Source organism: Ruegeria sp. O11 (assembly GCF_056535285.1).
Genome location: NZ_JBQERS010000001.1, coordinates 721,940 through 734,300, shown reverse-complemented (window position 1 = coordinate 734,300; position 12,361 = coordinate 721,940). Strand labels below are relative to the sequence as shown.

The 12,361-nt window shown below is 53.4% G+C and carries 11 protein-coding genes; 3 read left to right on the top strand and 8 right to left on the bottom strand.

The window, feature by feature from the left end; all coding sequences use genetic code 11:
- Positions 1-239 precede the first annotated feature (239 nt).
- Positions 240-920 carry a Crp/Fnr family transcriptional regulator gene (locus ACRZ91_RS03670; RefSeq protein WP_480902687.1) on the top strand — a complete coding sequence of 227 codons (681 nt, stop codon included), beginning with the start codon at positions 240-242 and terminating at the stop codon, positions 918-920.
- A gap of 3 nt (positions 921-923) precedes the next feature.
- Here the strand turns inward: ACRZ91_RS03670 and ACRZ91_RS03665 are convergent, their stop codons facing one another.
- From ACRZ91_RS03665 to ACRZ91_RS03630, 8 genes are all read right to left on the bottom strand, one after another.
- Positions 924-2,153 carry a hypothetical protein gene (locus ACRZ91_RS03665; RefSeq protein WP_480902684.1) on the bottom strand — a complete coding sequence of 410 codons (1,230 nt, stop codon included), beginning with the start codon at positions 2,151-2,153 and terminating at the stop codon, positions 924-926.
- Positions 2,150-3,646, bottom strand: coding sequence for a VWA domain-containing protein (locus tag ACRZ91_RS03660; RefSeq protein WP_480902682.1), 1,497 nt, complete (start codon positions 3,644-3,646; stop codon positions 2,150-2,152). Before ACRZ91_RS03660 ends, ACRZ91_RS03665 begins: the two co-directional genes overlap by 4 nt.
- Positions 3,646-4,632 (bottom strand): vWA domain-containing protein, encoded by a 987-nt coding sequence (locus ACRZ91_RS03655; RefSeq protein WP_480902681.1) that lies wholly within the window; start codon positions 4,630-4,632, stop codon positions 3,646-3,648. Before ACRZ91_RS03655 ends, ACRZ91_RS03660 begins: the two co-directional genes overlap by 1 nt.
- Positions 4,632-5,105 (bottom strand): DUF4381 domain-containing protein, encoded by a 474-nt coding sequence (locus tag ACRZ91_RS03650; protein ID WP_480902679.1) that lies wholly within the window; start codon positions 5,103-5,105, stop codon positions 4,632-4,634. The genes ACRZ91_RS03655 and ACRZ91_RS03650 overlap by 1 nt, the downstream gene beginning before the upstream one ends.
- The gene (locus ACRZ91_RS03645) at positions 5,102-6,049 is read right to left on the bottom strand and encodes a DUF58 domain-containing protein (protein ID WP_480902677.1); all 948 of its coding nucleotides are present in this window, start codon (positions 6,047-6,049) and stop codon (positions 5,102-5,104) included. The genes ACRZ91_RS03650 and ACRZ91_RS03645 overlap by 4 nt, the downstream gene beginning before the upstream one ends.
- 20 nt (positions 6,050-6,069) lie before the next feature.
- The gene (locus ACRZ91_RS03640) at positions 6,070-7,047 is read right to left on the bottom strand and encodes an AAA family ATPase (protein WP_480902675.1); all 978 of its coding nucleotides are present in this window, start codon (positions 7,045-7,047) and stop codon (positions 6,070-6,072) included.
- Positions 7,048-7,161: 114 nt separating this feature from the next.
- Positions 7,162-8,298 (bottom strand): acetoin utilization protein AcuC, encoded by a 1,137-nt coding sequence (locus tag ACRZ91_RS03635; protein WP_480902673.1) that lies wholly within the window; start codon positions 8,296-8,298, stop codon positions 7,162-7,164.
- Positions 8,273-9,409, bottom strand: a complete 1,137-nt coding sequence (locus ACRZ91_RS03630; protein ID WP_480422950.1) for an AI-2E family transporter — start codon at positions 9,407-9,409, stop codon at positions 8,273-8,275. Before ACRZ91_RS03630 ends, ACRZ91_RS03635 begins: the two co-directional genes overlap by 26 nt.
- Positions 9,410-9,532: 123 nt before the next feature.
- Between ACRZ91_RS03630 and ACRZ91_RS03625 the strand changes: the two genes are divergently transcribed.
- Positions 9,533-10,390 (top strand): YihY/virulence factor BrkB family protein, encoded by an 858-nt coding sequence (locus ACRZ91_RS03625; protein ID WP_170539836.1) that lies wholly within the window; start codon positions 9,533-9,535, stop codon positions 10,388-10,390.
- Positions 10,390-12,294, top strand: a complete 1,905-nt coding sequence (locus ACRZ91_RS03620) for a cytochrome c3 family protein (protein WP_480902670.1) — start codon at positions 10,390-10,392, stop codon at positions 12,292-12,294. Before ACRZ91_RS03625 ends, ACRZ91_RS03620 begins: the two co-directional genes overlap by 1 nt.
- The last annotated feature ends 67 nt before the right edge of the window (positions 12,295-12,361 follow it).

Below are 12,361 nucleotides of genomic sequence, written 5' to 3'. Positions count from 1 at the left end.
ATTTGCGCCAGCTATCTGCAATCAATTGTGGAGGTGACATAGGGTGCTCCTGATTAAACGAGCCTTAATGGCCCAGCAAATTTAGATTTAGAGGCAGCGGCTAAATTGAACTCGATAGCCGCGTGCAAACTGTTGATTACCGGAAGAAAAAATATGTAATGGACCGGGAATCGAACAGGACTACTTTAAGCGATGAAACGTGTCTAAAACCTATCATATGATCATTTTGAAAGATACAAATGTTTGATAATGATGATGATATGCAGATCCTGACCCAAACCGACTGGTTTGGGGCACGCGGGCCGAAATTTCAGAATGATCTGATGACTTGTGCGGTTGTCCGAACGTTTGATCCAGGCGAAACACTCTATCACCATGGTGACCCGGCAAATGGTATTCACGCTGTGCTTGATGGGTCTGTTCAGATCACGGCACCCGCCGATGACGGGCAAGAATTTGTTGTGCATCGGGAAGGTGCAGGTTTCTGGATTGGAGATCTTGCTCTTTTTGCCGAAGCGCAAAGACTGGTCAGCGTGATGAGCGCCCAACAGACGCGTACATTGTTTTTTCCCAGTTCACGGGTGGAAAGAATGGTGCAAGAGAACCCGGAATATGTCCGCGATTTCTACGCGTTAACACGTGAAAACATGAAAACAGCCCTCCGGATCATGGCCAACTTGGCAGTTACGGGGTCGGAGAAGCGCCTTGTCTTACGTCTGCTGCATTTGGACGAGGGTGCCTCGAAATCCGACGGCTGGATTATTGTATCGCAGGATGAGCTGGCTGCGATGGTCGCAGTGTCTCAACCAACGTTGCATCGTAACCTGCATCGACTTTCAGGTTTAGGCCTAGTTGAGCTGGGATATGGTCGACTACGTCTGATCGACAGGCGCAAACTTATCGCAAGCTGCCAAAGTTGAAGCCTAGGGATTAAGTGGTGGCAACACACCCGGTTTGGGACGACTAGAGTGATTCAGGGCATTCAGTTTCCGCATGACGGCACTCCAATCCTCAAAGCCGATTTGGCTCTTCTTTGAATACCGCTCAGCACCTATCTGGGACAGGCTGCTCTCAAGGGGCGCGGCGCGTTCTGGTTGGAGGCTGCGCTCTTTCCAAAGTTCTATAGCTTCATAAGCTGCAGACAAATCCCGCGCTCGCAATGCTGCTCTCAAAGCTTCGGCGGCGTATTCCTCGGAGGCAAGGTATCTACTGTGTCGCTTGTCTTTCCAGCGCTGATAGCGTGGGCGAAGAGATCGCACTGCGGCCCACAATGCCAAAACAACAATCGCGATCCAGAATGCAGCCTTTGCAAGGGTTTCAATATCCGGCGGCTGCCATTTTGGTGGTGCCAGCGTTAGCTCGGTCGCTGGGACCGAGGCCGTTTCAATTTGTTTGGTTTGCAAGTTAAACCAATCGATTGACACAGCTGGCAACCTTGTCTGGCCACCCTCTTGCGCAATATAAACCGTCTTCTCCATGCGTTGTCCGGACAACACCCCTCGATCTTCGGTTTCTGTAATGCGCGGCTCCTTAGGATATGCGCGCAACAACGGGTCTTGCTCGTGAGGTGTGAGCACTGGGATCAAAAGAGGCGTCGTGCCAGATATCCGCGCGCTCAATTCGCGTGTAATGGCGTCACCAGCCTGCATATCTGTTGTGCCTTCTATTTGCTGCTGGAGCAAAAACCCGTTTGCGATGATTAACGGATCAAGACCACGAGCACCTTCCGGAATCTCGGCGCTAAGTTGTACAGACGGAAGCGCCAACGAAACCTGAATTGGATCGTTGGTTTGAGGATCGGCATAAGTTACAACTACCTCTTGCGAGTCAAACGCAACCGGACCTGCTGCCAGAGGGTATAGGCGATAGCTGCGCTGCACACCGGACCAGGTCGCTCCGTTCACCGTCTCACTGATTGGCCCCGAGGCGCGTTCAGGAAGACGAACCAAGAGGTTTTGTTGTTCTAAAGAGGGAAACACCGGAGGTTGTGGCATGAATGTTGGCACCAGAACTTTGATTCGAACGATCGCTGGTTGCCCTACAATGACCGGTTCATCAGGCGCTTCGACCGAGACCTGAGGGGCAGTCGCATCGTTATTCTGCGCAAATACTGGAAGAGCAAGAAAAAGAATAAAGAAAGTAACGTATCTCATTCCGTTCGCTCCTGATTTTCAAGAAGAAAACGGTTGCGCAGAAAGTCTTGCATGTCGGTATCTATCGAGCTGATCCATTGATCAGCCGAAAGGGTTTGCGGCCCTTCTTTAGGAGCTTGAACCGTAGTTTCGTTACCGCGGGCCGCATCATTGTCGAACACCGTGTCGTCCGCACCGATGCCAGCCTCTTCGCCCGTATCAGATTGTTCGCGGGTTGTTTCAATGTAATCAAGGATGGCTTTCGACACCTCGAGATTGTGCTGCGCTTCGGGCCATTCAGGACGCCGTTCCAAGGCGGTCTCGAAGGCGGATATGGCTGGGCGATACTCACGGTTCCGTATTCGCGCCATACCTTCAGCAAACGCGGCTTCCGGTGTGTCCAGCCCGGCAAATATGGAGGACGCCTCTGAATATTGACCGTCCCTGAGATAGGCATATCCCTTGTGATACGAGCCCTCAAACAATTCCGCCGCTTCAGCAAAGCGCTTTTGATTCATTGCAATTTGACCTTGCTGATCGGCCGTAAGGAACCAATCTTTCCACCCTTCGGCTCGAACTCCTGATGGTGGTATTATCATCAAAGCCAGTAGTGCCCAGCGGATCACCCAGCCTCTTCTGAACCAAAGAAGTGATAGTAACGCAGCAGGCCATGCCAAGATCCAGCCATTGTCCTGCCAATCAAGACGTTCATCATCATCCAGAGCTGCAGTGTAGGCAGTTTGGATTTGACGCTGCAGACGACTGATGTCCCGATCGTCATCCGAAAACGCTATCACGGATGCGCCTTGGACGTTGCCTAGCTGAACAATTCGCTCACCATTGGGCAGCATAGTGAGAAAGAAAATGTCGTTAGTCGAAGTGTTTAACTTAGATACCTGAGACGGGTCTAAGTCATCCAAAACAAACAGCACTGCCCCTGGGCTCTCACTTTCATCCAGTATGGATTGCGCTAAATCGAGAGCATCGGCCGCTGCGTCGCCTGGGGTTGGCATCACAGCCGGCGTTAAGCCTTCTAGCAGAGGGCGAAGAATGTTGGCGTCTTCGGTTAGGGGAGTAACTCGGTGCGGCGTTCCGGAATAAGCGATCAGCGCAGTGCGGGCTCCAGCGCGCTCATCGATCAGATCAGCGATCTTGAACCGTGCTCGGTCCAACCGTGAAGGAGCAATATCCGTGTTCTCCATGCTGTCGGTGACCTTTAGAGCGATCACTAACGGGGCGGTATCCGCAATTAGCGGGTTGGGTGCACGCGACCAGGTTGGACCGGAGGCCGCGAGGGCAACAAGTGTGGCGATGACCATCGCAATATCAATTGGTTGAATGCGACGGGTTTCAATCTTGCCAAGCTGCAATGCGGTCGCCAGATGCGGAGCGATCCCTGAGGGTAGCTTGGCTTCGGCCGCAGGCTTGGGTCTGATCAACCACCATAGCGCCACGATTGGGATTAAAAACAGAAGGTAATAATCTCGAATAAAATGGAAATCAGGAAGTTCCATTATTGAGCAACCTCCTTGCGCCGCTGGGCAAAATGGAACGAGATTGTGCTGATAAGAATAACGATCAGCGCACTCGCCAATGGAATATGGGCAAGGCTATTTGTCGGGCGATAGCTTTGAGTTTCTACTATTCTGGGGTTTAGCTGATCTATGCGCTCGTAGGTCTGTGCGAGGGCCGACGCATCATCTGCAAAGAAATATTCTCCACCGGTGCGATCCGCGATGTCCTTTAACGCTTGCAGGTCCACGCGATCTTCGCCCGTAGCATTAGGGTCTCCAACACCAATCGTATAGATGACCACATTCTTTTCCGCGGCAATCGCCGACGCGTTTACAGGCGTCATACGGCTGGATGTATCGGCCCCATCGCTTAGGACGATCATCAGGCGTTGCTCCACTTCGCTGGACTCGAATGTTCTGATCCCAAGCCCGATCGCGTCACCCAAGGCAGTGTTCGGACCAGCCATGCCAACTTGAGTTTGATCCAGGAAGCCATTCAAACTATTAAGATCTTCTGTAAACGGCGCTTGTATGAACGCGCGAGTTCCAAATATGATGAGGGCCATCCTGTCACCATCGCGCTCGGCGATGAATTGTTTTAGGACATCTTTTACTGCTTCCAACCTCTGCACCGGGCCGCCAGTCTCGGATTTGAAATCGCGCTGATCCATCGAGCCCGAGATATCCAACGCGAGGACGACGTCCCTCGCAGATTTTTCAATCACTATGGGATCACCCAACTGTTCTGGTCGAGCCAGCGACAGAACCAACAAAATCCAGATTAACACGACGCTTGCCGTTTGAAGGCGGGATCGAACTGGGATGACTGAGCCGGATTTCGGCTCGACGCCCGCGGCCTGCGCAACGCGGCGAAAGAAGGGAATACGAATTGAAGTGTTTTTTTCGCGATGGGGTGGAGCAAAAAAATAGACCAGCGCCGGAAGCGGAAGTAGCAGAAAAACCCACGGAGCAGCGAAGGAAAACATCACTTTCTCCGATATGGTTTGTGGGCTTTAACCCAATGCCGCGCAAGCTGCGTGACGGCGGGGTTTGGCGGTATGTCTTTGTACGGCGCTTCAACTAACGCTCGGCAAACTTCCGAATTTAATGATTTTCCATCAATGGTTTGGGATAGAAAGCTCAGCCAATCTTCGCCATGTATACCTGCAACCTGTTCGCGAGGATATGCGGCCAATGCAGTACGCCGAAGGATCTCGGCAACCTTGGCCACAGAGATGCCAGGCGCTGCGAGCTCTGCCAGCGCGTACCGTCTGTAGGCGTTCGCACGCCTGTGCCGCAGTATCAGGACTGTAGCGACCGAAACAAATGCCAGCAGGATGACCACGACCACGATCCATCCCCACGTCTGGGGCATCATTGAAATAGCTTCAGGTTCTGGCGCTGGTTCGAGCATATCTAACAGATCAACCAGAGATTTTCCTGTGGTATCGATGCTCATCGCCGACCCCCGCGGTGCCCGAATAAGCGCAATAGCTGATCTAAAGCCGGTTCCGAGGTCGTCAAAGGAACTACCGGAAAACCATATCGTCGGGACCAAGTGTGCAGTTGTACTAATCTATCCTCCATGGATTTTCGAATTTTGTCTGACAACTCAGGGTCGGAACTGTCGATTTCAATCTGCTTGCTACCATCAGAGACCGTCATCTTCAGGTTCGGCGCGAGGGCCGTTGCAGTTGGATCCGCGACATTGAAAACGATCAAATCGTTTGAGAACGCCAGTTGACGCAACAAATTCTCCGATCTTTCATCGAGCCCGTCGCAGTCTGAGAACAGACATATTAGTCCGCTGGTTTGGGTGATGCGGGTAGCCTCGAAAAGCATGTCATTCAGAAACACGGTTGGCTGTGGGGTCAAGCCTGGATGCAAGCTGGAGTTTGCTGTTCCGATGGAGGACAAGAACCGCGTAAGGGCTGCCACGCGGCGCTGTGGTCTGTGCTCGGCAACGTCTGTGTCGCTGAATACGAGACCTCCAACACGATCGCCTTGACCAAGAATTCGATGCGCAGAAATTGCTGCGGCTTCGGCAGCGATTACAGATTTCATGTAGACTTCTGTTCCGAAGAACATCGATATGCGCTGATCGACCAACAGCAGGGCAGGGCGATCACGTTCTTCGGTGTAGACCCTAACATGGGGCTTTCCGGTGCGTGCAGTGACCTTCCAGTCGATGGTTCGGATATCGTCGCCCGGCAAATAGCCACGCAATTCTTCAAAATTCAGGCCGCGACCACGCAGACGCGAGGCGTGACGACCATTCAGGATCGAGCGCGCGGGTTGACGCGGTAACAGGCTGAGTGCCCGCGATCTGGGGCCCAATTGCAATAGATGGTCCGTGTCGACACGGATGCGTGGGTCGTTCGGATATGGCGCAGTCAGGGTCATGCAGCCGTTTTCCTTAGCGATTAGGGAAGCGCCACCAGGCGAAGGAGTTCTGCGATCACGTCATCTGAGGATTTGCCTGATCCCTGCGCTTCGAAACTGAGTGTAACGCGATGACGAAATACGTCATGCGCAATGGCGCGGATGTCTGCAGGATCAACATAATCGCGTTCGTTCATCCAGGCATGGGCGCGCCCGCATTTGTCCAACGCCAGTGACGCGCGTGGACTGGCGCCGATCTCAATCCAACTCGCGAGTTCGGGGCTCAAAGCTTCGGGCGTACGCGTCGCCTGCACGAGGTCGGCCATATAACGATCCATCGCGTCAGACACATGGATTTGACCGATCTCTGACCTTGCCGCAAAGATGGCTTCCTGTGGTATCGCGGCTGGAGTTTCACGCGCCCCACCTTTGTTGGCTGCGATATCTTCGCCCCGGACCAGGCGGATAACTTCAACCTCGTCTTCGACGGGGGGGTAAGTGATTTGAACATGCATCAGAAATCGATCCATCTGTGCTTCGGGCAGTGGATAGGTACCTTCCTGTTCGATGGGGTTCTGGGTGGCCATGACGATAAACAGAGAATCCATTTTATGCGTGGTTCCTGAAACAGTGACCTGCCGTTCTTCCATAGCTTCCAGCAACGCCGCCTGCACCTTGGCGGGCGCACGGTTGATTTCATCGGCTAGTACGATGTTCGCAAAAATCGGTCCCGGTTCGAACTTGAACTTACCCCCTGCATCGGTCTGCTGGAAAATCTCGGTCCCAGTCACATCCGAAGGCAGTAGGTCCGGCGTAAACTGAATGCGGCTAAAGCTTGCATCCATATTCTTCGCCATTGCCTTGACCGCGCGTGTCTTGGCCAGACCAGGCAGGCCCTCGATCAAAAGGTTACCATTGGCCAAGAGACCGATCAGCAGGCGATCAATCACCTCGATCTGGCCAATGATCGATTGGCCCATACGGGATCTGAGATCCATAATCTGGTTGAGTGCGCTCATAACAATTGTCCCGTAATAGCCCGAAATACCGGTCTCGCGTTCTATCGTCTGCGATGGCCGAGAGTCGGGATCTTGAAGTAATGATAGAACGTTAGCAGGGCGAAGTTGCTCAGACTACATTGAATTCCGAGTTCTGAGTTTTTGAATATCACTCTTTAACTCCGCGCGGATGGGCCCGGGATTACTGGGATCACGTAGTGTGGTTGTCCAGTGGGTTGGTCGGTCGCGACCGGTCTTTCGGTTCCAACTCAGCGCGTTTAGGATAGATTGCTGTTCTTCTGTCAGATGAGAAGGGATTTCATATCCGTTCAGGGTTGCCCAAACACCGCTCCACAGACGGCCGACAGACCAAGGATTATAACCCCCGCCACCCAAGATCAAAAACCGAGGTGTTAAGTGTTGGAGGCTGGAAACGGCACGCCAGTGCGCATTGTTTGACAATGCGAGGCGCGATAGCGGGTCTTCGGTGACGGCGTCGGCACCGCATTGCAGGATAATGGCTTGTGGGTGGAAAGCGTTAGTTACAGGAAGAATCATCCCCTCCAGAATGGCTTGGAATTCATCGTCATTTAGACCTCGATCAACAGGTAAATTCCATGCGGCGCCACCTGCGTCATCTTCCAGTAGTCCGGTAAAGGGCCATCTGCGCGCCTCATGAATCGAAATTATGCGCACCATTGACGAACCGTGAAACGCAGCCTCGACGCCATCGCAATGATGGGCGTCGATGTCTATGTAGACAATTCGTTCAAGCCCAAGATCAAGCAGTCTGAGGATCGCGAGAACTGGATCGTTTAGGTAACAGAAGCCGTTGGCTCGACTTTCCAATCCATGATGCGTACCTCCTGCTGGGTTGAACACAATACCACCGTTCCAAATTAACTCGGCTCCCAGCATCGATCCTCCGGCGGCAGTGGCTGGCCGTCGATACATTTCTCCAAATACCGGATTGGACAATGTGCCCAGACCAAACCTGCGTTTTACCTCGTCGGAGACCGACTGTGTTTTTTCGGCGTTTAGCAATGCTGAAATGTAAGCAGGTGAATGAAATCGCTGCAGTGCCTTAGGTTTGGCACACGGGCTGGTCCGATAGTTCTGCGAGTTCAGCCAACCCATCGATCTGCAGAGGTCAATCACAGTGGAAACGCGCGGGATTGCAAGTGGGTGTTTTGCGCCATAGCTCGAGGTGCGATAGATTTCCGAGCCTATGAAGATGGGTCGAGGTTTATTGTTTGTCTTCAACACTCGCATGGCTGTCATCGTCCAATTGACCATCCAGCGACATCAGAACGGCAACAGGCCTGAGTGCTGGAATATGACTGAAAATAATCAGGATACACACCGTTAAGGGCACGCTTAGAAACGCTCCGATCAGACCCCAGACTGTGGTCCAGAATGTTAGTGCCAATATGACAAGAAAGGTCGACATATTAAGAGACCGGCCAAGCATGGCTGGGTCCAGGAAATTGCCGATCACAAATTGCAGCGTGCCGCAGCCCAAGACAATGATAAGGAATGGTCCAATGGTTTCAAATTGCACCAATGCGATCATGGACGGAAAGATCACTGCAATGATCGAGCCGATAGACGGGATGAAATTCAACGCGAATGTTAGAACGGCCCATGTCTCGGCATATTCCAGCCCCAGTGCTTTGAATATGGAATAGCTTATGAGGGCCGTGATCAGGCTGATCAAAGTCTTCACCCCGACATAGCGCTGCAGACTGTACGAGATAGCATCCAAAACCGAAGCCAGATCAGCGCCAAGCTGCGGGTTGCCTGCTGCAAGTTGGATTTTCTTGCGAAATGCCAGGCGCTCGGCCATCAGAAATGCGACATACAGGCTGATCAGGAAAAACTGGTTCAGTAGTGATGTGGCACTGCCCAGCAAAAGCCGTGCAACATAGGACATGTCGATGCTGACCAGATTGTCCCGAATGAAACTGGTGACGTCATTTCCGACCAATCCGGTAATTCTGTGCACCGCACCATCAAACTGGCTTTCATAGGTGTTGATCGAACGCGCAAATTGCGTGGCCTGACTGCCGAGAATATACATGATCATGAACAAGCCTGCCAAAACGACAGTAACTCCGGCTAAGTTCGCGATCCAGATTGGTACACGTGTCACCGCGATGACCCGGTCACTGAGGGCCAGGATCAGTACATTGATCAGCAGTGCCATGGTCAACGGCACCAGAAAATTCGCCCCTGCATAAAGGCCAAGCACCACAAGAGTGGCCACGATCACAACATCCCTCAAAACGCCCAGCTGCAGGCGCGCTCTGGATGGGCTATTTTCGGGATCAGAGGTCATGAGTTGGCCTGGGTCTGCTTGCCGCTGGTGCGTGATTTGGGACATCTTGCACGATCCTGCACAGGCTTACCAGTTTATGCAATCCATACAGAAGGTTAAGCGCTGGAATTCCTTGCAAATGGCGAATTGGCGGTTCTGCCAGCGCAAAAGGCGCGTTAGGCTGTTGCGATGTCACGTGTATCGATTCTCTCATCCAATCAGTTTCTGCGCGCGCTCTGGCTTGCTTTTCGTCGGTTCAACGACAAAGACGGTTTTGTCATGAGCAGCCATGTGGCGATGTCATTGATGATGGCGCTGTTTCCGTTTGTGCTATTCACAGTGGCGTTGGCGGGGGCTTTGTCACAGGGATATGTGACGGACGAGTTGATAGAGCTGATTTTTGGTGCCTGGCCCAAAGACGTCGCCGATCCGATTGTTTCTGAGTTGCGGGCTGTGCTGGCAGGGGCAGGGTCGGGCGTGATCACATTGGGCGGTTTGTTAGCGATCTACTTCGCATCCAATGGTGTTGCTGCCGTACGTCGCGCCATGACGCAAGCCTATCATGACAAAGATATCTGGCCGTTCTGGAAAACCCGGCTGTTGTGTTTTGCGCTTGTTATTATCGGTGGGGCCGCAATTTTGGCCATCGCAGCGGTTGAGGTGGTTTTGCCTGTCTACACGCGTCTGGTCTCGGAAAAGACGGCTGTTGATGTTGATAACTGGCTGTCCGTTGACCGCCTGCGATGGACGTTCACCGTTGCAGTACCGGCAGGCACAGTTATTCTGGCTCATCTGATCTTACCCACACGGCGGCATAGGCTTTCGCAAATACTTCCGGGGGTCATCCTGACCTTGGCATTATGGGCTGCAGGTGGATGGGGGTTTTCGATCTATATCGCCCAGTTTGCCACCTATAGCGCGACCTATGCGGGCCTCGCAGGGGCAATGGCAGCGCTGATTTTCCTGTACCTGTGTTCCGCCATGCTGATCCTGGGTGCCGAGTATAACGGGGCCTTGATAGACTTAAAAAATGCGGAAACCACTTGATGTACTTCCGCAAGCTCATTCTGATTGCGATCTTGTGGGCAACCACGCCGCCCGGCTGGGCACAGGAATATGTCGGATCCGAGCTGTGCGCAGATTGCCATCGAGACGAAACTGAAGCCTGGAAAGGGTCACATCACGATCTCGCTTGGACCGAGGTAGAAGATGGCCGAGTTCTGGCTGATTTCGATGGGACCAGCTTTTCCCATGATGGGATGATCGTTTCTTTCGTGGATAAAAACGGCGTTCTTTCAGCGCAAGTCACCGAAAAAGATGGCGTTATCACCGACTATCCGGTGCATTCGGTGGTCGGCATTGCGCCGTTGCAGCAATACCTCTTTGAAACTGAACCAGGCAGATTGCAGAGTTTCGATGTCGTCTGGGACACGGAAGAAAGCCGCTGGTATCACCTCTATCCAGAACAGGATTTACCACCCAATGACGGGCTGCATTGGACAGGGCCCTACAAGAACTGGAACGCGCGCTGTGCCGAGTGCCATGCGACCGGTTACGTGAAGAATTACGATGCCGAGACAAGGCGCTATGCGTCGACACAAGTTGAAATCGGCGTCGGTTGTGAGGCTTGTCACGGGCCGGGATCAGCGCATCTTGAGTGGACGACTGGGAAAGCGCTTGATGACGGGTTGGGCGCGTTTGGGTTTCCAATCAATTTGGGCAGGGGGCAGACCGAGGCAGACATCCAGCAATGCGCCGGGTGCCATTCCCGGCGCGAGGCGCTGGAGGATGGTAATCCGGTCCCCGGTACGCCTTTTCATGACGCATATAATTTGGCTGTCCTGCGACCGGGCGCTTACCACCCGGATGGGCAGATTTTGGACGAGGTCTACGTATATGGCTCGTTCCTTCAATCGCGCATGTATGCTGAGGGGGTAGGGTGCATGGATTGCCATGATCCTCACCGGGCCGAGGTAAAAGCCGAAGGGAATGGCTTGTGCACGCAGTGTCATTCGCCCGCTGGAAACTCGGAATTCCCAACCCTTCGATTGGCCAGTTATGACACGCCCGAACACCATCACCATGCAGAAAACTCTGATGGCTCCCAATGCAAGAACTGCCACATGATCGAGCGAGTCTATATGGGCGTGGACGGCAGGCACGATCACAGTTTCCGAATCCCCCGACCGGATTTGGGGCTTGGAGTTGACGCTTGCACCGATTGTCATGCGGAAGAGGGGCAGCCCTGGGCTGCGCAACAGATTTCTGACTGGTTCCCAAACTCTGCCCATCGAACCGTTCATTATGGTACAGCGTTTGCTGCGGCGGGCATTGGTCAATTGGACGATCCCGAAGCGTTAATCGCGATCGCTTTGGACATAGAGCAGGCAGGAATTGTCCGCGCGACTGCACTCTATCTGCTGCAACCCTTTGCGACGTCTGTACTTGCGCAGCGGGTAGCGCCGCTCTTATCCGATCCGGATCCGCTGGTTCGCGCCAACGGGCCGGTTTTGCAACGCCAAGCGCCGATGCCGGAACGTGTTGCGCGGCTTGAGCCGCTATTGTCCGACCCCTTGCGCAATGTCCGAAATTCGGCAGCCAAGGAGTTTCTTGCCATCCCTGCACAAGCCATGACGCAGGATCAACGGGCGGCCGCTCAGCAGGGTATGGCCGACTGGCAGCGCAGTATCTCGCATCGTCTGGATTTTCCTGAAACCCACTTAGTTTTGGGAGGCTGGGCACTGACGCTGAGAAATGCCCAAGCCGCGGAAAAGGCATTCCGAGAGGTTGTTACACTAGATCCACAGCGGTCTGAGGCCTGGCCGATGCTGGTTCAGCTGGCCCACATAAATCGTGGTCCACAGGCAGCGATTGCGACATTGGACGAGGCTTTATCCATCCTTCCAGATGATCCGAACCTAATGCAGTTGGCGCGCGATATGGGGCGGTAGCAGGCACCAATCCGGCAGATTTACGCCACGATACGGGCCCATTTGTTGGCTAGACACCGATGTCAGC

What these genes read in the sequence shown, in the direction of transcription:
- ACRZ91_RS03670 (WP_480902687.1), top strand. Translation starts at nt 240, where the DNA reads ATGTTTGATAATGATGATGATATGCAGATCCTGACCCAAACCGACTGG.
- ACRZ91_RS03665 (WP_480902684.1), bottom strand. Translation starts at nt 2,153, where the DNA reads ATGAGATACGTTACTTTCTTTATTCTTTTTCTTGCTCTTCCAGTATTT.
- ACRZ91_RS03660 (WP_480902682.1), bottom strand. Translation starts at nt 3,646, where the DNA reads ATGGAACTTCCTGATTTCCATTTTATTCGAGATTATTACCTTCTGTTT.
- ACRZ91_RS03655 (WP_480902681.1), bottom strand. Translation starts at nt 4,632, where the DNA reads ATGTTTTCCTTCGCTGCTCCGTGGGTTTTTCTGCTACTTCCGCTTCCG.
- ACRZ91_RS03650 (WP_480902679.1), bottom strand. Translation starts at nt 5,105, where the DNA reads ATGAGCATCGATACCACAGGAAAATCTCTGGTTGATCTGTTAGATATG.
- ACRZ91_RS03645 (WP_480902677.1), bottom strand. Translation starts at nt 6,049, where the DNA reads ATGACCCTGACTGCGCCATATCCGAACGACCCACGCATCCGTGTCGAC.
- ACRZ91_RS03640 (WP_480902675.1), bottom strand. Translation starts at nt 7,047, where the DNA reads ATGAGCGCACTCAACCAGATTATGGATCTCAGATCCCGTATGGGCCAA.
- ACRZ91_RS03635 (WP_480902673.1), bottom strand. Translation starts at nt 8,298, where the DNA reads ATGCGAGTGTTGAAGACAAACAATAAACCTCGACCCATCTTCATAGGC.
- ACRZ91_RS03630 (WP_480422950.1), bottom strand. Translation starts at nt 9,409, where the DNA reads ATGTCCCAAATCACGCACCAGCGGCAAGCAGACCCAGGCCAACTCATG.
- ACRZ91_RS03625 (WP_170539836.1), top strand. Translation starts at nt 9,533, where the DNA reads ATGTCACGTGTATCGATTCTCTCATCCAATCAGTTTCTGCGCGCGCTC.
- ACRZ91_RS03620 (WP_480902670.1), top strand. Translation starts at nt 10,390, where the DNA reads ATGTACTTCCGCAAGCTCATTCTGATTGCGATCTTGTGGGCAACCACG.